Origin of the sequence: Synechococcus sp. PCC 6717 (assembly GCF_022698185.1) — a bacterium.
Lineage (GTDB): Bacteria > Cyanobacteriota > Cyanobacteriia > Thermosynechococcales > Thermosynechococcaceae > Thermosynechococcus > Thermosynechococcus lividus.
This window is the reverse complement of sequence record NZ_JAKLTV010000034.1, coordinates 1-24,142: the sequence shown is the minus strand read 5'-3', so window position 1 is coordinate 24,142 and position 24,142 is coordinate 1. Positions and strand designations below refer to the sequence as shown.

Annotated in this window: 22 protein-coding genes, 1 tRNA gene and 1 pseudogene; 20 read left to right on the top strand and 4 right to left on the bottom strand. The window is 54.4% G+C overall.

Features of this window, described 5'->3' with window-relative positions; all coding sequences use genetic code 11:
- Positions 1–156 (top strand): annotated as a pseudogene (locus L5470_RS11755) (RNA-guided endonuclease TnpB family protein); the annotation flags it as partial.
- A 345-nt stretch (positions 157–501) separates the two neighbouring features.
- Here the strand turns inward: L5470_RS11755 and L5470_RS11750 are convergent.
- Positions 502–1,416 carry a histone deacetylase family protein gene (locus L5470_RS11750; RefSeq protein WP_448527731.1) on the bottom strand — a complete coding sequence of 305 codons (915 nt, stop codon included), beginning with the start codon at positions 1,414–1,416 and terminating at the stop codon, positions 502–504.
- 167 nt (positions 1,417–1,583) lie between these two features.
- On the opposite strand from L5470_RS11750, the gene L5470_RS11745 reads away from it, so the two are divergent.
- From L5470_RS11745 to L5470_RS11690, 12 genes are all read left to right on the top strand, one after another.
- Entirely contained in the window at positions 1,584–1,718 is a 135-nt protein-coding gene (locus L5470_RS11745) for a DUF8629 family protein (RefSeq protein WP_257790494.1), read from the top strand.
- Between the two features lie 22 nt (positions 1,719–1,740).
- Entirely contained in the window at positions 1,741–3,366 is a 1,626-nt protein-coding gene (locus tag L5470_RS11740; protein WP_499500079.1) for an MBL fold metallo-hydrolase, read from the top strand.
- Positions 3,367–3,405: 39 nt separating this feature from the next.
- Positions 3,406–4,392 carry an adenosylcobinamide-phosphate synthase CbiB gene (cbiB, locus tag L5470_RS11735; RefSeq protein WP_499500078.1) on the top strand — a complete coding sequence of 329 codons (987 nt, stop codon included), beginning with the start codon at positions 3,406–3,408 and terminating at the stop codon, positions 4,390–4,392.
- A 41-nt stretch (positions 4,393–4,433) separates the two neighbouring features.
- Complete coding sequence (locus L5470_RS11730) at positions 4,434–4,865, top strand: hypothetical protein (RefSeq protein WP_448515061.1); 432 nt, start codon at positions 4,434–4,436, stop codon at positions 4,863–4,865.
- 76 nt (positions 4,866–4,941) lie between these two features.
- Positions 4,942–5,025, top strand: a tRNA-Leu gene (locus tag L5470_RS11725).
- A gap of 58 nt (positions 5,026–5,083) precedes the next feature.
- Complete coding sequence (locus L5470_RS11720) at positions 5,084–5,722, top strand: LON peptidase substrate-binding domain-containing protein (protein ID WP_099798179.1); 639 nt, start codon at positions 5,084–5,086, stop codon at positions 5,720–5,722.
- 122 nt (positions 5,723–5,844) lie between these two features.
- The gene (locus L5470_RS11715) at positions 5,845–6,423 is read left to right on the top strand and encodes a sigma-70 family RNA polymerase sigma factor (RefSeq protein WP_499500077.1); all 579 of its coding nucleotides are present in this window, start codon (positions 5,845–5,847) and stop codon (positions 6,421–6,423) included.
- A gap of 38 nt (positions 6,424–6,461) precedes the next feature.
- A complete protein-coding gene (locus tag L5470_RS11710; protein ID WP_198406123.1) occupies positions 6,462–6,764 on the top strand; it encodes a hypothetical protein in 303 nt (100 codons plus the stop codon).
- 54 nt (positions 6,765–6,818) lie between these two features.
- Positions 6,819–7,259: a Spy/CpxP family protein refolding chaperone gene (locus L5470_RS11705; protein ID WP_099798176.1), complete on the top strand. Its 441-nt coding sequence runs from the start codon at positions 6,819–6,821 to the stop codon at positions 7,257–7,259.
- Positions 7,260–7,497: 238 nt separating this feature from the next.
- Positions 7,498–9,126: a chaperonin GroEL gene (groL, locus tag L5470_RS11700; RefSeq protein WP_499500076.1), complete on the top strand. Its 1,629-nt coding sequence runs from the start codon at positions 7,498–7,500 to the stop codon at positions 9,124–9,126.
- A 294-nt stretch (positions 9,127–9,420) separates the two neighbouring features.
- A complete protein-coding gene (locus L5470_RS11695) occupies positions 9,421–11,892 on the top strand; it encodes an ATP-binding cassette domain-containing protein (RefSeq protein WP_499500075.1) in 2,472 nt (823 codons plus the stop codon).
- A gap of 93 nt (positions 11,893–11,985) precedes the next feature.
- Positions 11,986–12,894, top strand: coding sequence for a fatty acid desaturase family protein (locus tag L5470_RS11690; RefSeq protein WP_099798173.1), 909 nt, complete (start codon positions 11,986–11,988; stop codon positions 12,892–12,894).
- 107 nt (positions 12,895–13,001) lie between these two features.
- Here the strand turns inward: L5470_RS11690 and sir are convergent, their stop codons facing one another.
- The gene (gene sir / locus L5470_RS11685) at positions 13,002–14,903 is read right to left on the bottom strand and encodes a sulfite reductase, ferredoxin dependent (RefSeq protein WP_499500074.1); all 1,902 of its coding nucleotides are present in this window, start codon (positions 14,901–14,903) and stop codon (positions 13,002–13,004) included.
- Between the two features lie 113 nt (positions 14,904–15,016).
- A complete protein-coding gene (locus tag L5470_RS11680) occupies positions 15,017–15,187 on the bottom strand; it encodes a hypothetical protein (protein ID WP_198406277.1) in 171 nt (56 codons plus the stop codon).
- Positions 15,188–15,354: 167 nt separating this feature from the next.
- On the opposite strand from L5470_RS11680, the gene zds reads away from it, so the two are divergent.
- The 6 genes from zds (at position 15,355) to L5470_RS11650 (ending at position 21,116) form a co-directional block, all read left to right on the top strand.
- A complete protein-coding gene (zds, locus tag L5470_RS11675) occupies positions 15,355–16,797 on the top strand; it encodes a 9,9'-di-cis-zeta-carotene desaturase (RefSeq protein ID WP_499500073.1) in 1,443 nt (480 codons plus the stop codon).
- Positions 16,794–17,246: an SRPBCC family protein gene (locus L5470_RS11670; RefSeq protein ID WP_099798169.1), complete on the top strand. Its 453-nt coding sequence runs from the start codon at positions 16,794–16,796 to the stop codon at positions 17,244–17,246. The genes zds and L5470_RS11670 overlap by 4 nt, the downstream gene beginning before the upstream one ends.
- 126 nt (positions 17,247–17,372) lie before the next feature.
- On the top strand, positions 17,373–18,218 hold the full coding sequence (locus L5470_RS11665) for a hypothetical protein (RefSeq protein ID WP_099798168.1): 846 nt from the start codon (positions 17,373–17,375) through the stop codon (positions 18,216–18,218).
- Positions 18,219–18,261: 43 nt separating this feature from the next.
- Positions 18,262–19,317 carry a recombinase RecA gene (gene recA, locus L5470_RS11660; RefSeq protein ID WP_448515515.1) on the top strand — a complete coding sequence of 352 codons (1,056 nt, stop codon included), beginning with the start codon at positions 18,262–18,264 and terminating at the stop codon, positions 19,315–19,317.
- Between the two features lie 328 nt (positions 19,318–19,645).
- On the top strand, positions 19,646–20,785 hold the full coding sequence (gene thiO, locus L5470_RS11655; RefSeq protein WP_499500072.1) for a glycine oxidase ThiO: 1,140 nt from the start codon (positions 19,646–19,648) through the stop codon (positions 20,783–20,785).
- A 58-nt stretch (positions 20,786–20,843) separates the two neighbouring features.
- Entirely contained in the window at positions 20,844–21,116 is a 273-nt protein-coding gene (locus tag L5470_RS11650) for a hypothetical protein (protein WP_499500071.1), read from the top strand.
- A 50-nt stretch (positions 21,117–21,166) separates the two neighbouring features.
- On the opposite strand, the gene L5470_RS11645 is transcribed toward L5470_RS11650, so the two are convergent.
- Positions 21,167–21,679 carry a hypothetical protein gene (locus tag L5470_RS11645; protein ID WP_499500070.1) on the bottom strand — a complete coding sequence of 171 codons (513 nt, stop codon included), beginning with the start codon at positions 21,677–21,679 and terminating at the stop codon, positions 21,167–21,169.
- A 78-nt stretch (positions 21,680–21,757) separates the two neighbouring features.
- Between L5470_RS11645 and L5470_RS11640 the strand changes: the two genes are divergently transcribed.
- Positions 21,758–23,746, top strand: a complete 1,989-nt coding sequence (locus tag L5470_RS11640; protein WP_499500069.1) for a CHASE2 domain-containing protein — start codon at positions 21,758–21,760, stop codon at positions 23,744–23,746.
- Positions 23,747–24,142 lie beyond the last annotated feature (396 nt).

The following is a 24,142-nucleotide window of genomic DNA, read 5'->3' as shown; positions in this document are numbered from 1 at the left end:
TTTAAGTGCAGGCATTGTGGCTGGACAGGAGACGCAGATTTCAATGGTGCTAGTGTAATTGCGCTTTTGGGGGCTGTTGTAAACCAGCCTAGAGGTTCGGGCTTGTCTTGTTCTCTTGCAGAACATAACAGGCTCAGGGCTACTGAAAGCCCCTGACTTCAGTCAGGGGAAGTTTACTATGTCTATGCTGAAGACTATGGCTGGGGACAATCGCAGGTCGTTCCCTCGGTACAACTGGAGTTGCTCGATGACGTTGAGCAGTGGTTGCACCCACACGATATTGACGAATTGTTGACAGCAGAGCCTGCCAAACTCTTTGCCCACGCCGTGGGTTTAGTCCACTACAACTGGCTATCCTATGACTACATAGAGCGTGATTCCGCTAACTCACCTGAAGTGACGCGGGTTGTTGGAGCGTGACCGTCCTCAGGGGTAGCGGCAAGGGGCAGATGTATAGCAGTGGCTTAAGGGCTATCAATACATTGTTTTAGACGTGTTAGATCAGTGAGCTATTGCCTGCACAGTTGCAACCACTGAACGCCCCAACGCATCGAGGTTATACCCTCCTTCTAAGCCAACAACGATACGGTGAGTGATCTGCAAGCACTGGCCGATCATCCAGCCGTAGTCAGTGTCGTCAAGGTCAATCCCCGAAAGTGGGTCATCTCGGTGGGCATCGTAGCCAGCACTAAGAATTAATAGGTCTGGCTCAAATTCCTGTAAAAAGGGAATGACGCGCTCTCTAAACGCCAGTTGATAGGTGGCTCCGGTTGCTCCTGCGGCCATCGGTAGGTTAAGCACATTTCCATGGCAGCCGCGATCGCTCTCAGCACCGGTATAGGGATAGGCAGGACTCTCGTGCAGGGAGCAGTAGGCGATTTGCGGGTGATGTTGCACTAAGGCTTGGGTGCCGTTGCCGTGGTGAACATCCCAATCGAGGATCGCCACCCGTTCAATTCCTGCTACGCTGAGTCCGTAGTGAGCCGCAATCGCAGCATTCGCCAGCAAACAAAAGCCCATTCCCCGCTCCCGCAGTGCATGGTGCCCCGGGGGGCGCGCTAACACAAACACGGGAGATTGAGTGTAGCAGGTGTCATTGACTCCATCCAGCCAAGCTTGGACGGCGAGCAGGGCAACATCATAGCTGTGTTCATTGAGGTAGGTGTCGGCATCCAGCCACCCTCCCCCCGCTGCTGCAATATCGGCTAACTGCTGTAGGTACAAAGGACTGTGAATCTGCTCGAGCCAACATCGCAAACCCTCACTCACTGGGGTGGGTTCCCGCCATACTGCGTTGGGAAATGCGGTGCGTAGGTGCTGACAAATGGTCGTCAACCGCTCTGGGCGCTCAAAATGAAACTGGCGGCAGCGGTGATCAAGAAAGCGATCGCTATAAATAAATCGTGGATTAACCATAGAGGCCGGAACAGTGATCAGCACGCTTGTTGAGTAGTTCGCTCCGCCGTTACAGGGGCGATCGCCAGCAGGGAGAACGTTGGCCGTTGCAGCTCTAGCCTAAATCTCTGCGCTAAACTGAATAGCAGCAGCCTATGCCATTTTGAGCCAAACTAGGAGTCAAATCCATGGATGTTGTCATCAGCGTTAAGCCTATTCTATTAGGGATTACGCCAGTCTTTATTCTATTGTGTCTCGTCTTTGGCACCCAGAATGGCTACTACGATAGCGATAACTATCATGGCAATGGCTCGGCGCACTAAGGAGGGTCACTGATCGGAGTTGATGATCGAGTGCCTCAACTATGGGGTGGGTCACGCAGGGGAAGGGGTGTGCATTGGTTTAGAGCTTGGCACCTATCGTATTCTCCTAGACTGTGGTATTCCATCTCTATCGGTGTTGCCACTAGAGGAAATTGAAGAGCATCCGTTTGATCTAGTGTTATGCAGTCATGCCCACGCCGATCATGCCCAGAGTTTACTCGCTTTCCATCGACGCTTTCCCCACATCCCCGTCTATGCCAGTGAAGTTACCGCTCAACTGTTACCCCTGAACTGGCCGGATGAAGAGGTGCCACCGTTTTGTCGTGCCTTGCCATGGCGATCGCCAGTGGAATTTGGAGACGGCTTAACAGCAGAACTGTTTCCCGCGGGTCACTTACCCGGAGCCGCCGTGTTTGCCTTGACCTATCAAGAGGCGAACTCTGAGCAGCCGCCCCTGAGTGTGGTTTATACAGGGGACTTTTTTCTCTCTAATACGCGTTTTGCTGAGGGGTTACCCCTTGCGGATCTGCGGGGGTTGCAGCCGGATGTGCTCATTATTGAAGCCAGCCTTGGGACAGCGCGGCATCCCCACCGTCGCCAGCAGGAAAATCAATTGGCCGAACGCATCCGCACGGCGGTCGATCAGGGGTACAACGTCCTACTGCCCTTGCCTCCCCTTGGGGTAGCCCAAGAAATCCTCATTTTGTTGCGCAGCCACCATTTATTTACCGGTCAACCGATTCAGATTTGGGTGACAACGGCGATCGCCCGCAGTTGCGATGCTTACCTAACGGTGTTGCCCCACCTACCCACAGCGATCCAAAACTTTGCCCAACATCAAGCCCTCTTTTGGGATCAGCGGGTCAAGCCCCAAGTTCAACCCCTGAGCAGCCTTGACCAAATTAGTCCCCGTCCAGAGCAAGCCACCATTGTCCTTGTGGATCAAGGGCAGGAATTATTGCCTTACCTAGAGCGCGGCGATCGCCCGTGGTTGGTGCTGTATCCCCGGTTACTTTATGGTCAGCCCTTTCGGGATCTTGACCCGCAACTCAGTCAACTCCCCCAGGTCGAAGTGGATAGCTTTTTGCTGTCATTGCACGCTGATGGTCCTGCCACGACCCAGCTCATCCACAATATTCGCCCCCAACACGTTGTCCTCATTCACGGTGATCCAAATTACTTAGCAGATTTGGCCAGTCTCAATGAACTGAGTAACCGCTACCACCTGCATACCCCCACCAGTGGCTCCACGATTCAATTTCCCATTGGCCAACTCACTCTTTCCACCCCCAGTTCCTTAGTGCAGCTTGCCTACGAAGGTGAAGTCAGCGAGTGGAATGACGATGCCCTGATCCGTCTGCCGGCCGCCATTACCGCCGATCCCCGCTGGCGCCGCTTAGCAGATACAGGCTTTATTTTAGCCTCATGGCAGGGAGAGCAATTGCTGGTGCGGGGAATGACCCCCAAAGAAGTTCTGGGAATGACCGCAGCGATCGCCCCTGAGCAGGAAAGCTGTTTTAATTGCCAGTTTTATCGCGGGCAACGCTGCTGGAATGAAGCCTCCGCCTTGTATAACTTCAAAGTGGCACCAGAGGGCTATTGCCCCGCCTTTGAGCGCGCAGAAACCCAGCCGGAACCGGACAGTTAAGATAGCTATTGCTCGCCAGCAGTCCCTCCTCAAGCACCTGTGTTCTCCCCGCAAATTGCCTATACCATTCTGATTGCCGCTGCCCTACTGGACTATGGCCTTGGGGATCCGTGGGGCTGGCCGCATCCGGTGCGCTGGATGGGAACCTATATTGAATGGGTGAGCAACAGCTGTCGCTATGGCCAAGGGTGGCCAATGTGGGGGCAGCGCCTTGGGGGTGCTCTCCTGAGTGTGAGTTTGATTGGCGGTGCGGCCTGCATATCTTGGGGAATTGTTAAAGCCGCAACCGACCTTTCACCGCTGCTGGGGTGGGGGCTAGCAGTGGTGGGGACTGCCAGTGGTTTGGCGGGACGCAGTTTACGGGAGGCCGCCGAGGAGGTGCTGCAGGTGCTACACGCAGGCGATTTACCGCAGGCACGGCAATGCTTAGCCAAATACGTGGGGCGAGACACCGCTCAGCTAGACGAAACTGAGATTCTGCGAGCCGTCCTAGAAACCGTTAGCGAAAATGCGACGGATGGGGTCATTGCGCCACTCTTTTACGGGGCGATCGCCAGCCTCTTTGTCCCGCAGGTGGGGCCACTCCCCCTCGTCATGGCCTACAAAGCGGCCAGTACCCTTGACTCGATGATTGGCTATCGCCAGCCACCCTATACCCACTGGGGATGGTTTGCCGCTAAAACCGATGATCTACTGACGTGGTTCCCCTGTCGTTTTTTGGTACTCCTTGGGGCACTGTGCTCAGGCCGTTGGCAGCGGGTGTGGGAGTGGTGTTGGCGCGATGCCCCCAAGGATCCGAGTCCTAACTCTGGCTGGAGCGAGTGTACCTACGCGGCAGCCTTAGGGGTGCAGTTGGGGGGAGTCAACACCTACCGGGGTCAAATAAAGGTTAAACCATACCTCGGTGAGCCGCTACATCCTATTGAACCCGCTACAGTTGGTATGGCACTTGCCTTAACCCGCCAGCTTTGTCTTGTCACGCTTGCCCTCACAGGGGGACTGCTGATGGTAACTTTTGCAAGGTAATCATCGTCTTTACCCTTAGAGCGTTACGAACTTAACTCAGTATGCAAACCCTAGGATTGATTCTCAGCCTCCTACTGGGCTTACCCCTAGGGGCGATCGCCAACTCGCCCCCTGCGCCCGTACAGGAAACCCCGACAGCAACTACATTCTACGCCCAAAACGGTACAGGTATTTTTGGCCTAGCCGGTCGCCCTAACATTGGTGTGACCTTTATGAGCATTGCCATAGAGGCCGATAACAAGGTGGATATGTCCATTCGCTTAGCTGATGGCCGCCTGATCTCTTTTGGGGGTACTCTCATCAAGGGAGACGCTTACACCCTAGATATTCGCCTGAGTGGCTCGGGCATGGCCGATGCCAGTGGTGGTGTCACTGCTCGCTATGGAGCCAATCAACGCATTCTAAGTGCTACAGCCAACGGCACACTTGATGGCCAAACCTTTTTTATTACCTTTCGCGGCAATTCGCAATAATAGTTCGCAATAATACATTGACAGATACTCCCCCTATCAGGCACGATAAAGGATCGCTGACCAAATTGTCGCAAGTGCGGAACTGGCGGAATTGGTAGACGCGCTAGATTCAGGTTCTAGTGTCCGCAAGGACTTCGGGGTTCAAGTCCCCGGTTCCGCATCCTCTGCTCCCTGAAAGTAGGGTACGATAGAGGCACTGACATCCGTTGACTGTTCCTATGGCCTTTTCGTCCATTGCTGTTCGCGAGCTGCCCATTTTTCCGTTGCCGGATGTGGTGCTATTTCCTGGGCGCCCCTTACCCCTACACATTTTTGAATTTCGTTATCGGATTATGATGAACACAATCCTTGAGGGCGATCGCCGCTTCGGGATTGTGATGTGGGATCCGCAAACGGGTCGTCCAGCCACTGTGGGGTGCTGCGCCGAAGTGCGTCGCTACGAGCGCTTACCGGACGATCGGATGCTCGTGGATTCCTTAGGGCAGCAACGCTTTCGTATTTTAGATTACACCCGTGAAAAGCCCTATCGAGTTGGCTTAGTGGAGTGGATAGACGACGAGCCGACCACTATCGATTTGCGCCCTCTTGCGGCGGAAGTACGCCAACTTCTCGATGATGTGGTGCGCCTGTCTGCCAAGCTGACAGATCAAGCCATGGAATTGCCGCCAGATGTTCCCACAGCCGCTCTTGAGTTATCCTACTGGATTGCCAGTAATTTTCGGGGTGTAGCTCAGGAGCAACAGAGCCTTCTAGAGTTGCAGTCCACCTACGATCGCCTGCTGCGGGAAGCAGAAATCTTAACAACAACGCGCAACCATTTAGCCGCCCGAACTGTGCTTAAGGAAACCTTCAAGTAGATCAGTTGTAGATCAGTTATAGATCAACCAGTGTGAACCCCTTTTCGGCTCCTTGAGTCTGAATAGGTGATTACGTTAATGGAGCGATACCTCCGATGAGTGTATCTATACCCCTACCGTTGATGACGGCTGCACCAAGCGTACACCCACAAGCCAAGGTGTCTGACCCTGACCGTCCAGTGATTGAGCAATGCCTTGCTGGACATCCCCATGGCTTTCGTGAACTGTATCAACGGCACCAGCAGCGGGTGCGATCGCTACTCTTTCAGCTCTGTGGGGCGATCGCCCTCGATGATTTGGTTCAAGAAGTGTTTTTGCGGGCGTGGAAAGGTCTGCGGGGGCTGAAGCACGAAGCAAAGTTTTCCACATGGTTGTACCGAATTACATGGAACGTGGCCTGCGACTATCGCCGCCAGCTTGCCACCCGCAAATCGCGTCACCATGAGTACCTTCACAACAGCGAACCCCTCACCCCCGGTCCCGATTTGAAGCAATTACACTACGAAGATTTAGTCCAGCGGGGCCTAGCTCAGTTGTCCTTAGATTACCGTAGTGTACTGGTACTGCACGATTTACAGGGACTCCCCCAAAAGGACATTGCCGAAATTTTACGCATTCCTGTGGGGACGGTTAAGTCCCGCTTGTTTCGTGCTCGGGGAACCTTACGCACCTACTTTACCAATGCAGGAGTGAGTCTATGAACCTCCCGCCGTCATCTGAGTCTTGCGAGGATACCGTCTTGGTTAATTTTTTGCGAACCTATGCAGGCACTCCGCCACCCCCCCATCCCCAGCTTGATCGCGTCATTGTGCAAGCCGCGCTGCAACAGCAACAGCAAGCAAAACGCTGGTGGCGCACACTCACTCTGCTGAGCACCGGGGCGATCGCCACCGTCACAACCGCGTGGCTGTTGAAGCCACCTCCCCAAGTTACTCAAGACTACTCACCCGATTCTGTGGAAGCCTTTATCAGCCATAACTGGCAGGTGATCTTTCACGAATCTGACCTCTCGCCTAGTTCTGACCTCACAGTTATTGACTAGCCTCATTGGCCTGTGTACGCCCTATACCATTCGTGACAAACTCGGAGAATCCCTATGTTAAAACAAAGCCTAACCGCCCTACTCCTGTGTGGTAGCCTCAGCCCCATGCTAGCCATTGCCCCTGCTACGGTAGCGCAGCCTGCACACACGCCCCCCGGCTATCGTAACTTCGAGAACCTCAACCTTACCCCAGAGCAGCGGCAACAACTACAAGCCGTACGGCAGCAATATCAAAGCCGCATGGAGCAAACCCGTAACCAGCTGCGTACTGCCAAAGAAGAGCTGCGGCAGATGATGAGTGGCACTGCCAGTGACGATCAGATTCGTGCCAAGCACCAGCAAGTTCGGGAGCTAGAAAACCAACTGGCATCCCTGCGGTTTGAGAGTATGCTAGCCATGCGTAGTATTCTGACCCCACAGCAACGCCAAGCCTTAGCAACTCAAATGCAGCAGCGTCGCCCCGGCAATCGCCCAATGAGACCACAACAACCATAACTGCGATCATTGCAACGTCGCAACACGAGACTGGATCACGGCATGGTGGCTAGACGATGGGGGCTTGCCCATTAATTACTGTCTGCTAGAGCGGGGGCAGCAAGTGCGGAATACCCTACATCAAGTTGTATTGCTCTGCCATTCACCCCCAGAGTATGGTGTTACATGGCACTTAAGTCTGCCACTTGTTGCAAGTTATCGCGACTGAACCAAAGTTACCCCGTAAGGATAGCCACCTATGGCCAAATTAGTTGTTTTTCATGAAGAATCACGCCGTGCCTTAGAGCGTGGCATTAATGCCCTTGCCGATGCCGTTAAAATTACCCTCGGTCCCAAGGGGCGCAATGTGGTGCTAGAGAAAAAGTATGGCGCCCCCCAAATTGTCAATGACGGCGTGACCATTGCCAAAGAAATTGAACTAGAAGATGCTTACGAAAATACCGGTGCCCAACTGATGCGGGAAGTGGCGGCCAAAACCAATGATGTCGTTGGGGATGGCACCACAACGGCAACGCTTTTAGCCCAAGCCCTCATCCGCGAAGGCTTAAAAAACGTGGCGGCGGGGGCAAACCCAGTGGCACTGCGGCGGGGGRTGGAAAAAGCAATCAACACCGTTGTTGCCGGTATCGCCGAAGTTGCCAAGCCGGTTGAGGGAGACATGATTGCCCAAGTTGCCGCTGTGTCTGCGGGCAATGACCCAGAGGTGGGCACCATGCTGAGCCAAGCCATGGCCAAAGTGGGCAAAGATGGGGTGATCACCATCGAAGAGTCAAAATCCCTGAATACTGAAATGGAAATTGTTGAAGGGATGCAGTTTGACCGTGGGTATATTTCCCCCTACTTTGTCACCGATCCTGAGCGAATGATTGTGCAATTGACCGGTGCCTATCTGCTCTTGGTGGATAAAAAAATCAGCAGCATTCAAGATCTGATTCCCACCCTTGAAAAGGTTGCCCGCAGTGGCCGTCCGTTAGTCATTATCGCTGAGGATGTGGAGGGGGAAGCCTTAGCCACCCTAGTGGTCAATAAACTGCGGGGGGTTCTGAATGTGGTCGCGGTCAAGGCACCGGCCTTTGGCGATCGCCGCAAAGCCATGCTCCAAGACATTGCCGTGCTCACAGGGGGGCAAGTCATTTCTGAAGAGGTTGGCCTCACCCTAGAAGATGTGGAAATCACCATGTTGGGGGAAGCCTCTTCCGTCACCATTACCAAAGATACAACCACCCTAGTGTCGGAAAAGGGGAATACAGCGGATGTGCAAAAGCGGGTTGAGCAACTGAAAAAGCAACTAGCAGACACCGATTCCGAGTATGACAAGGAAAAGCTACAGGAGCGGATTGCCAAGCTCGTTGGCGGTGTAGCCGTCATTAAAGTGGGCGCAGCCACCGAAACTGAACTTAAGGATCGCAAGCTCCGTTTAGAGGATGCCCTCAATGCCACCAAGGCCGCCGTTGCAGAAGGAATTGTGCCGGGGGGTGGTGTAACGCTGCTGCACCTTGCCAGCCGTATTGACGCCCTTTTGCCCAGCCTCAGTGCCGAGGAGCAAACGGGTGCGCGGATTGTGGCAACGGCTCTGGCGGCACCTTTAGCTCAAATTGCAGCAAACGCTGGCGTGGAAGGCTCAGTTGTGGTTGAAAATGTGCGCTCAGCCGGGTTTAGCCATGGATTCAATGCTGCTACAGGGGCTTACGAAGACTTGATCAGCGCCGGCATTATTGACCCAGCAAAAGTCGTGCGCTGCGCCTTGCAAAATGCTGGCTCCATTGCTGGGATGGTGCTAACCACAGAAGCCTTAGTGGTGGAAAAACCAGAACCTAAACCGGCACCTGCGGCTGACCCCGGTATGGGTGGTATGGGGATGATGTAATCCCATACCCTTGTTTTAGCACCCCTTGCCTGAAGGCAGAAGAACGAGGCCAGTATGTACGCTGGTTTTGCCTAGGGCAGGGGGCATTTTGGGCTTTTCAAGACCGCTGGCATCGTTGCCCTGTTTGCGGTTTGGCATTGTCCCGTGGGCATAATGCTGCAATCAATATCAAACACTGGGGGGTAGGGCATTCCGTCAATAAAGCTCAGGATACGCCCGATGAGATCTTGGGGGGCACTGAGAAGCTCGCATGCTATGCGTTAGCATGAGTGTCCGGAGTATGTCACGTGCGCCATGTCTGCCAAGACGGTTTTTGATCGACCAACGATAACACTCATCCTTGAAAGTCAAGGGCAGACGTTAACCTATCACCTCACCCAATCCCAGCATCGCTTGGGTCGCGATCGCCAGTGGGCGGATTTAGTTGTTCCGGACGATTCCATCTGGTCAGTGATTTCCAGTCGTCATGCAGTTTTTACTAAAGAAGGGCAGAGCTATTGTCTCTGGGATGGGGATGGCGAACAGCGCCGCAGCACCAATGGTATTTTTCATCAGCATACTCGGATTGGTATTGGGGAAGGGTTTAAGCTAGCGGACACCCTACGGCTTGAAATTGGCCAAGACCCCGCGAACAAAGTACAGATGTTTGTCCAAATTCAGTCGGCAGGCACTGCAACACCGCCGCCGTTACCCCAGCAACGACGGCTGAATCTGAAAAAACTCAGCCAATGGCCTCTCACGCTGGGGCGAGACGCAACAAACAGCTATCAGCACTGGCAGCTTAACGCTCCCACTGTCTCCCAACGCCATGCCAGTCTTGACCGTACCACTGCGGGTCTCTACGTCCTGCGGGACTTAAACAGTAGTAACGGCACCTACGTGAATAACCAACTCCTCAAAGCTCCTTACACCCTGCGCAATGGTGACCAAATCCGCATTGGCCCGTTTGCGCTGCTCTACCGCAATGAGATACTGGAGGTTACGGATCAAGGTAGTCAAATTCGCCTAGATGCTTACCATCTGCAACGGCGAGTAACGACACCCCACGGCGATCGCCTCCTGTTGGCAGGGGTGACCTTTGTGGCTGAACCCGGGCAGCTTATTGGCATTGTTGGCGGTAGTGGCACCGGCAAGTCAACCCTGCTGAAAGTCCTCATGGGGCTTACGCCTCCCCAAGCTGGTAAAGTCCTCCTGAATGGCCAAGACCTGTACCAAAACCGCTGCGCCTATCGCCACCAAACGGGGTATGTGCCCCAAGACGATATTGTGCATACCCGCTTAACGGTCACCGAGGTGCTAACTTTTGCTGCCCAACTTCGTCTGCCGGCAGATACCGATGCCACCACCCGCCACGAGAGTGTCCAGCGAGTTCTCAAGCAAGTGCAGTTAACCCCTGTTGCCCAGCAATTGGTGGCGGATCTCAGCGGTGGCCAGCGCAAGCGCGTCAGTATTGCTGTTGAGTTATTGGCTAATCCCAAGCTCTTTTTCCTTGACGAACCCACCTCTGGCCTCGATCCTGGGCTTGATTTATCGATGATGCAACTGCTGCGCCAACTAGCGGACGAAGGTCGGACAATTATTCTGGTAACCCATGCCACTAGCCATGTGCATCTGTGCGATCGCCTCGCGATTCTCGGCCGTGGTGGTCGCCTCTGCTATTTCGGGCCTGCGGAGCGCGCGTGTCAGTTTTTTAGTCCTAATGGGTCGCCCCCCCTAAGGTCTGTGGCTGAAATCTACGGCATTTTGGCCGCAGGCGAGGGCGATCGCGCCGCCTACGAATGGAGTGAGCGGTTTCGCCAGTCCCCAGACTACAAAAATTACCTAGAAAACCGCCTCAGTGCTGGCTGTGCCCCCAATAATACCGATGTTGCCCTTGGGAGTGGTACCCCCAACGTCCCTGCGCCAAGTCAACAGCCCGCCCCCAATCATCTGTACCAGTGGCAAGTACTGTGTCAACGGCAGTGGCGGCTGATGGAGCGCGATCGCCTCAGTTTGGCACTGAATCTGGTGAGTGTGCCCATTGCCCTCCTGCTGACCCGTTTTGCTCTTGAGACCTCACCGTTCTTACCCCAAGATCCGCCCTCACTGCTCCAAGCGGCTCAAACCTTACGGGTACTCTTTGTGTTTACCTGCGCCTGTTTATGGGTGGGGTTATCCAGTTGGGCACAGGCTCTGATTACCGAAGTCCCCATTTACCGCCGCGAGCGCCTCGCCAACCTCAGTCTTCCGGCCTACATGGCTGCCAAGCTCACCCTTGGCAAGGCAATGGCTGCTGTCCAAACGCTGCTGATTACGGTGGTTGCCGTCCTTGGGTTTGGTGTGCCCACCGGGGCGCTCATGCCTTGGCCGTTGGGCGTTGCCGTCACAACCTTTTTGACCCTTGTGGCCAGCCTTAGCTTGGGGCTGTTAGTTTCCAGTGCGGTCAGCAATAGCGATCAAGCCAGTAAAGTGTTACCCCCGCTGCTGTTGCCACAAATTATTTTTGCAGGGGTGTTATTTAAGCTTCAAGGATTAGCCGTGATCCTCTCGTGGGTAACAATTGGCCGTTGGAGCATGGGAGCCTACGGTGCCTTAATTAAGGTCAATGCCATGGTACCGCCCCCCCTTGACTTTGGCCTCTTTGAGCCACCGCCCCAACCCTTTGATCCAAGTCCTGTCTATGACCCAACCCCGACAAACCTGCTGTTGAACTGGGGTGTACTCCTGCTCCATAGCCTCATTTACATCGCGATCGCCACTGGGCTGCAACGGCGCAAAGACCGCTAGATTCCCCAAACCTAAACAGTAGCCACAGGATGGAAAAACAAGCTAAGCTGGCGAGTTAGCCCCCCATTATTATTGCAAACTGCCCTTGATGTCATGATCACGTCTGCGCAGCCTCTCATCGACACTGCCACACTCCAGACCTTAAACCAGCGCTCAAACTGGGCAGGGATCCGCCAACTCGCACTTCATGTGGGTCTTCTGGTGCTGAGTGGCAGCGTCTGGATGACCCAACTGGGACACCGTTGGTGGTTAGCCATTCCCGCCTTACTGCTCTACGGCACTAGCTTGGCAACAATGTTTGCGACCCTACACGAGTGCTCTCACCGCACTGCATTTGCAAATCAACGCCTCAACGACACAGTGGCTTGGCTAGCGGGCTTACTCTGCTTTTACAACAGTGACTTTTATCGGCGCTACCACAAGTGGCACCATCGCTACACCCAAATTCTAGGCAAAGACCCAGAACTCGATGCTCCTAAGCCCACTAACTGGCAACAGTACCTTTGGGAACTGAGTGGCATACCGTGGTGGTGGGGCAAGGTGCAAACCTTTGCCAACCTCGTTCGCGGTCGGTTAGAGGGCTACCCCTACATCAGCGCCGAAGTTCGCCCCGAGGTCGTTTGGTCTGCCCGCTGGCAACTCGGTGTCTATGGAATTGCCGCAGCACTCTCGGTAGTAGTTGGTTATCCTTGGCTACTGGTGGGATGGGCATTTCCCTTGGTGCTAGGCCAGCCAGTGCTGCGGTTTATTTTGCTGGCGGAGCACACCGATTGCACCCAAGATAGCAATGGCCTGACCAATACCCGCACCACCCTCACCCTATGGCCGGTTCGCCTGCTGATGTGGAACATGCCCTACCATGCCGAGCACCACCTCTATCCCTCTATTCCCTTCCATGCCCTTGCACACGCCCACATCCTGCTAAAACCTCATCTCCAGCATTGTGTGTCAGGCTATTTCACTGTTCACCGTCAAATTGTTCAGCGCTTCGGTGCTGCATGACCGTTTGCGTGTGGCAAAACCCATCACTGGTTAACACGGCCAAGCGTCAGGGCATGTCTGCCGTTGATGCTATTTCCCGTGCCCTAGCCCCTCAGCAGAGCGATTGGCTACTGGGCTGATAGGTATTGCTGCAGGGCTTGGCGGGTTAAGGCGGCCACCGACACTCCCTTTGCTGCTGCCAATGCTTTTAGTTGCTGATACTGCTCTGCCTGTACGTCCACGCGATAGCGTTTGCGCTGGGTTGCAGGGGGGGTATAGCTTGCGGCAAACTGGCGCAGTGCCTCAAAGCCGACCCGATGGCAAAAATCCCCAAAGGACTCGCCACTGTGGCGGCGATCGCGGTAATAGACAAGTAACGGCTCAAGGGTGGCCTCCAGTTCCGTAATGGGCAACCGCTCGATATAAACTTGAGCCAAGCGAGTTTGGTGAGGGCTGCCCCCCAGCCATGTTTGATACGTTCCCGGCACAATCCCCACAAAGCCTAGTTCAGCTAAGTAGGGGCGAGCGCAGCCGTTCGGGCACCCCGTCATCCGGATCACAAAATGCTCATCCTCTAACCCAAGACGATCCATGAGGCGACGAATCCGCTCTAAAACCCCCGGAATGGCACGCTCGGATTSGGTAATGGCCAAGCCGCAGGKGGGGAGTGCTGGGCAAGCCATACTGTAGCGCTCTAGGGAATCAATAGCGCTAACATCAGGAATCCCATGCTGCTGCAAAATCAGTTGAATGGCATCTTGCTGATTGGGAGCCACATCACAGATCAGCACGTTCTGGTGGGGGGTGACCCGCAACGGCACATTAAACTCTTTGACGATTTTTTTCAGAGCTGCTTTGAGCTTGAAGCTATCGCGATCAAGGATGCGACCATTGGCAATGGAGACCCCATAAAAAAACTTGCCATCTCCTTGGGAGTGCCAGCCCAAAAAGTCATGGTACTGCCACGGCGGCAAGGGACGAAAGGGAGCAAGGGGTTTACCAAAATACTCTTCGACTTTGGCTTTGAATTTGGCGACTCCCCAATCATGGATTAAGTACTTCAGGCGGGCGTGGCGACGATTGTAGCGATCGCCATAATCCCGTTGTGTTGCCACAATGGCTTTCACCGCATCGTACACATCAGCAGCAGCCACAAAGCCAATTTCATCGGCCATGCGGGCAAAGGTGTCCTCTTTATTGTGGGTGCGCCCCAAACCGCCCCCCGCATAGATATTAAAGCCCTCTAGATCGCCTTTTTTGTTAGTGATCACAACGAGGGTGAGGTCTTGGGAAAACAAATCCACCGAGTTGTCCCCGGGGACTGTGACACAGCACTTAAACTTACGCGGCATGTAGCGATCGCCATAGATTGGCTCTTCGTTGTCGTGAAAAATGGTGCCGGTACCGTTGCGCTGGCGGGCTGCTTTGACCTCAGGATGCTCTTCAGCAGAGATAACCTTCTCACCATCGAGCCAAATTTCGTAATAAGCACCCGTTTGGGGCGTGAGCAAATCGGCAATGCGGTGGGCATACTCGTAGGCAAGGCGATACTCGGGGCGATCCCTAAATGGGGCTGGCGGCGCCATCACATTCCGGTTCAAATCACCGCACGCACCTAGGGTGGATCCCATGCTGCGGATAATGGCGGCGATCGCGGCTTTCAGATTCTTCTTGAGAATGCCGTGTAGCTGAAACCCTTGGCGAGTGGTTGCCCGCAGGGTATGGTTACCGTACTCGTCCGCCAAGCGATCCAAGGTCAGGTAGAGTTGGGGCGGAATATAACCCGCCGGGCTGCGGGTGCGCAGCATGAACTGGTAGTCTTTTTCCTGCCCTTTCACGCGGTTATCGCGGTTGTCTTGCTGGTAGGAACCATGGAACTTCAGGATCTGAATTCCCGCCTCACTAAAGCGATTGGTTGGCTCTCGCAGCTCTGTGGCAACGGGTTCACGGAGGTGCTGACTCTGTTCCTTGAGATCTTCAACTTTGGAACGCTTAGCAGCAACGTCAGCAGAGGGAGGGGAAGCAACCATAGTGTTCTGTGTTCCAGCAGGCGGGATGAATGCAGTGCAACTTACTGCTCACCAAAGTCCCTAATCTTGATTGGGAAAGTGAGCTATCCCATTGTAGCGAACCGAGGGAACGATTAACAGGATGGTTCGCCTTTAGAGGTGTACTCCTGCTGCCAACAGCGTTCAAGGTAGGCATTGCGATACTCCAGCCAAAATCGTCTGGGATTCAGCATAAAGTGACGGCTAAATAGGGGCTGGTTCAGGTAAAGCCAAAGGGGAAATCGAAGAACACGACGCGAAGCCATAAGCATACCGTGAGCGTGAGCGATTCTATGGACTAAGGTTACCTTAATCATAGAACAGGGGATTGGCGGCGGTGGGGGTCTGCCAACTTTCTTAATGCTTGTGGCAGAGGGCAGTTGGCGAAAAATGTTAGGATTGTTAAAATCTGTGAAGTTTTCTGGAATCACTGATGCGGGTTGTCATTGTTGGTGCCGGTCTGGCGGGCTTAGCGGCGGCAGTGGATCTAGTCGATGCCGGTCACACCGTTGAAATGTATGAGTCCCGGCCATTCGTTGGTGGCAAAGTCAGCAGTTGGCAGGATGCTGACGGCAACCACATCGAGATGGGGTTACACGTTTTTTTCTATAACTACGCCAACCTCTTTGAGTTGATGACCAAGGTGGGGGCGATCGCCCACCTCCTGCCCAAAGACCACACCCACACCTTCATCAATCGCGGTGGCCAAGTAGGGGAATTGGACTTCCGGTTTGCCTTGGGTGCCCCCTTTAACGGTCTCAAAGCATTTTTCACCACAGGGCAACTCTCCTTGGTCGATAAATTTTTCAACGCTATTGCCTTGGGAACCAGTCCAGTGGTGCGCGGTTTGGTGGACTACAATGGCGCCATGCGACAGATCCGCGCCCTCGATCGCCTCAGCTTTGCTGAGTGGTTCCGGCGGCACGGTGGCTCTGAGAATAGCTTAAAGCGGCTGTGGAACCCCATTGCCTACGCCTTGGGCTTTATTGACACAGAGCACATGTCGGCACGCTGTATGCTGACAATTTTTATGATGTTTGCGGCTAAAACCGAAGCGTCGCGCCTGAATATGCTGATGGGATCCCCCGCAGAATACCTCCTCAAACCCTTGGTGAACTACATCAGTGCCCGTGGCGCAACGGTACACCTGCGCCGCCGGGTCAAGGAAATTCTCTATAGTGGTAGCGAGCCAAGCGCGTGGCGGGTAGATGGCTTAGTGATTCCCAAAGATGACGATCCCCTAGCAACTGTAACCGCCGACGCCTACCTCTGTGCCTGCGATGTTCCCGGCATTCAACGCCTGATTCCCCAAGCGTGGCGTGCGCTACCAGTATTTGACAACATTTTCAAACTAGATGCCGTTCCGGTGGCCACAGTGCAACTGCGTTTCGACGGTTGGGTTACCGAACTGCAAGACCCCAGCAAGCAACGGCAGGTGGCCGCTACGGGGCTAGATAATCTGCTTTATACTGCCGATGCCGACTTTTCCTGTTTTGCCGATTTAGCCTTGACCAGCCCAGCGGATTACTACCGGGAAGGCCAAGGCTCTCTCCTGCAAGTGGTGCTCACCCCCGGCGACCCTTTCATTAAAGCCAGCAACGAAGAGATTGCACAGCACGTTTTGCGGCAAGTCCATGAGCTGTTTCCCTCGTCGCGGCACTTAACAATGACGTGGTACAGTGTCGTCAAACTCGCCCAATCGCTGTACCGTGAAGCCCCCGGCATGGATCCCTATCGCCCTCCCCAGAAAACACCCATTCCTAATTTCTTTCTAGCGGGCAGTTATACCCAGCAAGACTACATTGACAGTATGGAGGGAGCAACCATGTCTGGACGACAAGCGGCTCAAGCAATTTTAGCGGGAGGAAACCGATGACGAACTGGCTAGAGCACACCGTCCAAATTGAAGTTGCTGCCGACATCGACTTGGTTTGGTCGCTGTGGTCAGATTTAGAAAAAATCCCCCTGTGGATGAAGTGGATAGAGTCAGTGGTCATTACCAGCGACGATGCTGAACTCTCCCGCTGGACGCTTGCGACGGGTAACTGGCACTTTAGTTGGCTCTCGCGCATTCGCAAGCAAATCAAGCACCAGATCATCAAGTGGGAGTCAGTGGATGGGCTGCCAAACCGTGGTGCCATTCGCTTTTACGATCGCCACGGCAGCACGGTTGTAAAGCTCTCAGTGGCCTATGCGATTCCCGGCATTTTAGGTCAACTGATGGATCGCCTCTTTTTAGGGCGGATCGTCGAAAGTACATTACAGGCAGATTTAGAGCGCTTTCGCGACTATGCTCAGCAATTGCAGCCGAGCCGCCTAAGATAGATCCAATCCGCTGTTACCCTGACACTGCAAAAGGCGTTGTACTCCCAGAGCCGACAGGAGCATGGCAGGGGCGTGCCCCCTTTTTGGTAATTTAAGATCGTTGGTTGCTAGATAGTTGAACACCCGATGACCCCCTCTCCCCCTTCTAAACCCACCATCTGGCAAACTGTCCAACCCATTCTCTTGCGAGAAGCCATCGTCTTCCTAGAGGGGATCACTCACCTCCTTGGTCAAGCTACGGCACAGCTTAAGACAACAGCGAGTAACCAACACATTCCCTCGGCACAACTGGCTGCAGAAGCGTCTTGGCTAGGAAAACTTACCCCTTGGCTACAACGCCTTGGCACGCTATGGTGGCAGGCGATGGGCTGGCTGCAACAGCGCTTACCCAGTGGCCTCAGAGAGCGCTATAACCGTACCACCTTAACCGCGATCGCCCTCGGCATCCTTCTGCTCCTGCTTTGGCTGAATCCCCTGAGTTGGTTTCAGGCTCCTGAGCGTCCTACGATCAGCCCTAGTACCCCCCGCCCTCGCCCTGAGGTTCCCAGTACAATCTTGGTACAGCCGCGACGATCCACGAGCGTTGAGCCGCCTCCTTCGCCAACCCCTGTACCAACGGTAGCCCCTGTAGCGCCTGCTGCGGTAGCGCCCCCCAGCCCTTCGCCCGCTCCCATTCCTAGCGATACGGCGACCGTTCGTCAGCAACTGTTGGCCATCTGCGATCGCTACAGTAATGCCCTTGATCCCACCCTCACCCTCAATCCTAGCGACCATCGACTCGATCTGATGTTGGCAGCGGGTTGGTACGACCTCAGTGCCGCCAAGCAAGATCAACTCGCCCAAGCACTCTGGCAGCAAGCCCACGATCTGGGCTATACCACCGTGGTGATTACGGATACCCAAGGTCAGCCACTGGTTCGTGAGCCAGTGGTGGGTAACAACGCCATTGTGGTTCGCCGCAAGCTACCCTAGAAACTACACACCGCCCGTCTGTTTTGCCACCTAGGATAGTTCAATGAGTGATGTTAGCCTCTCCCCCGAAAAGCGTAAAGCCCTTGACCTTGCTGTAACCCAAATCGAGCGCACTTTTGGCAAAGGCAGCATTATGCGCCTTGGGGATGCCACGCGCATGAGAGTGGAAACCACCTCCTCCGGCGCCCTCACCCTTGACTTGGCCTTGGGGGGCGGCTTGCCTAAAGGACGGGTGATTGAAATCTATGGCCCAGAAAGCTCCGGTAAAACCACCCTTGCTCTACACGCCGTTGCAGAAGTGCAAAAGTTAGGTGGCGTGGCGGCCTTTGTCGATGCAGAGCATGCCCTTGACCCCACCTATGCCGCTGCCCTTGGCGTTGATATTGAAAACCTACTGGTGGCACAGCCAGATACTGGGGAAGCGGGTCTAGAAATTGTGGATCAACTGGTGCGTTCTACCGCTGTTGATGTGGTGGTGGTGGACTCAGTGGCGGCGCTTGTGCCCCGTGCCGAAATTGAAGGGGATATGGGAGATAGCCACGTTGGCCTGCAGGCACGGTTAATGAGCCAAGCCCTGCGCAAAATTACCGGTAACATCGCGAGAACCGGTTGTACAGTGATCTTTTTGAACCAACTGCGGCAGAAAATTGGTGTCACCTACGGGAACCCGGAGACCACCACGGGAGGCACTGCGCTCAAGTTTTATGCATCGGTGCGCTTAGATATTCGCCGTGTGCAAACCTTGAAAAAGGGGACGGAGGAGTTTGGGATTCGCGCCAAAGTCAAGGTGGCGAAAAATAAAGTTGCCCCCCCATTCCGTATTGCTGAGTTTGACATTATTTTTGGTAAGGGTATTTCTAATCTGGGCTGCATCTTAGATATGGCGGAAGAAACGGGAATTATTACCCGCAAGGGGGCATGGTACTCCTACAACGGGGAAAACCTTGCCCAAGGCCGCGACAATACCATTAAATACATGGAAGAGAACCCCGCCTTTGCCCAAGAGGTGGGGCAACTGGTACGCCAAAAACTAGATCAAGGGGTGGCTGTTTCTGCCAATACGGTGGTGCATCCCCACGAAGAGCTACCGGAGGAATGAGAAAAAAGAGACCCCACACCATACGCATACGGTAAGAGGGCGGGGTCAAAGACGCAGTTAGGAGGTATCTTGCTTCCTTACCATAAGGGCATCTGCTGCAAAGGAATGGGGTTTTCACCAATTCTTTAGATTTGACGCGATTGACTGTTACAAAACACTGAAAACTGTTGTCAAAGCTACAATTCTCTCGCGTCATCCATTTGCCCATCGGTTGGATGTGCCAGTGGGACTCTACCCTATAGGTGGCTAGCCGTGTATGCACCTGTTCGGCTGCAAAATAGGCAGTATCATAGGAAGGCGAGATTTGGGCAGCATTGAGCATCCATAGATGATCCTTGGCGATGAGCAGCGGGATATTTTGATTATTGGTGGCGGCACAATGGGGTTAGCGATCGCCATCGAGCTAGCACTGCGCGGTGTACGTCCTACCGTTCTGAGTCGCCAATTTCGGGAGGCGGCGCTCCATGCTGCGGCAGGGATGTTAGCGCCCCAAGCGGAAGGGCTACCTGCGGGGGCAATGTGGAACCTCTGTACCGCGAGTTGCAAACTCTATCCCGCATGGATTGACAAACTAGAGCAACTGACTGGGATGGATGCGGGCTATTGGGCCTGCGGCATCTTGGCTCCTGTGACGGATCTGCAACGGCGCGATCGCCACCACCCTATGGAACCCGATAGTTGCTGGCTAGAGGCAAGGGAATTGGCGCAGAAGCAACCGGGGTTTGCCGACACCGTCTTAGGGGCATGGTGGTTCCCTCAGGATGGCCAAGTCAATACCCGCAATCTTGCTAAGGTGCTGTTGAGTGCCGCCCGCATTCTTGGTGTCGAAATCATTGAAGGGGTACAGGTTCAGCACTGGCATCAGAATCGCCAAGGGGAGATTACAGCCCTACAGAGCGATCGCGGGCGTTGGTTGGCCGGTGCCTACGTGCTGGCCACCGGGGCATGGAGTCAGGCACTGCTGCCAATCCCTGTGACCCCTCGCAAAGGACAAATGCTGGCGCTGCACCCCCCCACCGCACCGTTCCTCAACCATGTTATTTTTGCAGATCAGTTATACCTTGTGCCCCGCCGCTCCGGCAAAATTGTGGTGGGAGCCACCAGTGAAGATGTTGGGTTTCAGGATGGGAATACCGTGGCAGGATTACAAACCCTGCTGAACCGTGCCACCGCTGTCATGCCAACTCTGGTTGACTATGAAGTGATTGATACATGGTGGGGCTACCGACCCGCCACGCCAGATGAACTGCCTATTTTAGGGCAAGGGCCTGCAACCAATCTTTACCTTGCCACAGGGCACTATCGCAACGGCGTACTCTTGGCTCCCATCACGGCAAAACTGCTGGCTAATTTAGTGTTGCACCAAACCAGCGATCGCCACCTCAAGGCTTTTTCATGGCAGCGATTTGCCCCTAACCACGATAGCGGTATTGCCCCGTCACAGCCCCCCGGCGATGGAAATTCTTGAGCGATCGCTCCAAGGCTTGATTTTGCGCAGCCGTCCTTGGGAGGGATGACTGGCAGGGGTGTTACTCGTGATTGGTGGCTCAGTTCCCGTTTGGTTTACCGCCAAATACGAACTGCTTTGCCGTCACGATCACATGCCCATCGCCGCGATTCAAAATATCGATATTGCCCAAGAATGGCGCTCTAGCCGTGGACGGCGCAACCGAGTGTTTCAGGTGCAACTGCAAACCACGGGGGGAACAGTGCGCTTTGGAGAGTTTGAGGGTGGTGCAGCACAGCATCAGCAAATAGCCACTCAAGCGGTTATTCGAGCCTTCCGGGATAATACCTAATACCTAGTTCACTAGCAAAATCCTGCCCCCTCATCCCTCAATCCCTTCTCCTACTCATCTAGAGTATAGGCTTGCAGGTATTCAAGGGGCTGGGCTTTGAGGAGGCGCTCTGCCCGGCGAATCTCGTTGTCACTCCCTTGAATGAGCACTAGATACTTCCCCTGTTGTAACCGCGTTTCAAAGGGGGTTCCCGATCGCCCGGCAATGACCACTTTGAGTCCGCCGCCAACAGTTAAACTGCCCAAAGCTCCGGCAACTGCCCCAAAAACTCCCCCAATTAAACTATTATCTAGGCGGTTCAAGCTGGGCAGAATGTCAATTTGGGTGGCTTGGTTAAAGGTAAACCCCGCAAAGAACCCAAAGGGCACCAGCCAAAGGAGCATTCGCTGCATTTGCTGACGCGCCGTCGCAAAGGGATCTTCGACTCCCGCCTCTGACCATTGTTTATAACCCCGCCCCAATAGTTTTACCTTGGCCATCGGAAAGCCATCGGTTTCTAAGCGGGTATAAATAGCTTCTGCACCAAGGCGATCGCCCACCGTTGCAACTAATACAGTCTTCATCGATTTACGCCACTAAATACAGCGAATACTAAAGTCACAGCTAGCTACGATAGAGGAAATATCCTTCGACAATGACCGATGCCCCCCCTATTTTCCCACTTTCGCCGCTATTTTGCTGATCTGGGTCTTGTCTTGATGGCCAGTACCGTTGCCAGCATGGTTGTGGTGGGCGTGCGCAGCGTAGGGGGGCTACAGCCATTGGAACTAGCGGCCTACGACCGGCTCATGCAGCTACGCCCCTTTAGGGGGCCAGATCCGCGCCTACTGGTGGTGGCCATCACCGAAGCAGATATTCAACGCTACCGCGCCCTTTCCTTGCCGGATCAAGTCTATGCGGAATTGCTGCAAAAGCTCTTGCAGCACAACCCGCGTGCCATTGGCTTAGATATTTATCGTGACTTTCCCGTAGAACCCGGTCATCAAGCGCTCAATCGCGTGTGGCAAAGCTCCGATCGCCTGTTTGGGGTGACAAAGGTGGGGGATGATACCCATCCGACGATTCAGCCGCCACCAGCGCTCAGTGCGGATCAAGTGGGGTTTAATGATGTCACGGTTGATGCGGGGGGAATTGTCCGCCGCAATCTTTTGTTTTTAGCGGATGATCAGGGCAATCCTCTTTACTCCTTTTCGCTGCGTTTAGCCCTGCGCTATCTTGCGGACGAGGGAATTGAGCCGCGCGGTAGTGATGCTGACCCCAATGTGATGCAATTGGGGCAGACGGTGTTTACGCCGCTACAGCCGAATGACGGCGGCTATGTCGGTGCCGATACCGCAGGCTATCAGGTGATGCTCAACTATCGCGGGGATAATCGTGCGGTGGCATGGGTTCCCCTTGGGGATGTGTTGGCAGGGCGGGTTGCGCCAGCGTTAATTCGCGATCGCGTGGTGCTGGTGGGCAATATTGCCGAGAGTGGCAAGGACTTCTTTTACACCCCCTTTAGCTCCAGCTTGCGGGATGATCAGCGGATGGCGGGGGTGTTTATCCACGCCCAAATGGTGGGGCAATTCATTGATGCTGGGCAGGGGCAGCGGTCGATGATCTGGTTCTGGCCAGATTCGCTGGAAGTCCTGTGGATGGTGTTCTGGTCTCTGGTGGGGGCAATCTTGGCATGGCGGGTGCGACATCCCTTGGGGTTGGCGATCGCCGTTGGCCTGAGTCTGACGATTTTGCTAGTCAGCTGCTATGGTCTGTTCCTAAAGTTGGGCTGGGTTCCCCTCGTGCCACCCACCTTAACGCTGCTGCTCTCGGGCGGAACAGTGGTGACCTACACTGCGCAACAAGCGCAACGGCAACGGCAGATGGTGATGCGACTGCTGGGGCAAAGTATGTCGCCCGAAATTGCTGCCGCCATGTGGGAACGCCGCGATGAGCTGCTTAAGGACGGAAAATTACCCGGTCAACGGCTCATTGCCACCCTACTGTTTACCGACTTGAAGGGCTTCAGCACCATTTCTGAGGGGATGGAACCTGAGGAACTCTTTGATTGGCTCAACGCCTACCTCGAAAAAGTGGCGGATGTGGTTCAAAGTTACCATGGCGTGATTAACAAGTTTACTGGAGATGGCATCATGGCGGTGTTTGGGGKGCCCTTTCCCCGGACAACGCGCGAAGGCATTGCTGCCGATGCTCGCAATGCGGTAGATTGTGCCCTTGCCTTAGGGCGACTACTAGAGCAACTGAATCAAGGGTGGGCAGCGCAGGGGTTACCCCAAGTCATGATGCGGGCGGGGATTTACACCGGCCCGATTGTTGTGGGTAGTTTGGGCAGTAAAAACCGCCTAGAGTACGGTGTCATTGGCGATAGCGTTAACACAGCCTCCCGCCTTGAAAGTGTAGATAAACATCGGCAGATGAGTCCCTGCCGGATTTTGGTTGCCCAAGAGACCCTTGACTATTTAGGCGATCGCTACGACACGGAAGCGTGGGGGCCTCTTGAACTCAAGGGCAAAGAGCGCAAAATTCAGGTATTTCGGGTACTGGGGGTACGTAAAAGCGGCAGCTTACCGAAAAGGGGAGAGTTTGAGAGGAGATTGCAAAGCCCCTGCGATTCATCCACGGGGATGTAGCCATCTCTTCTCACGTCCGTTGCAGCGATGCGCGGAAACGGACACTCAATCTATCGGACAAAACCGACCATCGTTGCATACACCCGTACTCCTGATTATGGCAAATTGACTTCTCCCCTCCTTGAAAGAGAGGGGATTCCCAAAGGATGCTACGCAACGGGCTGAAGCCGCGTTGCTTCGCTTTTCCCTTGAGCTGTCACCCACAACTTAATGCGGGTGGGGGCAGTCAAAGACCCCCTACTCACCTCAAGCATTTCTGCTATTGGGACTACGTTTACGTTTCGGTTCGTGGTTTCGCGCTTTTCAACACTAGCCAATTCGATACGCTCAACATCCTGCCATTGCTTGCAGTGGTTTAGGCTTGCCGCCAAAGCGGTAGTGACTTAAGATCGGAAG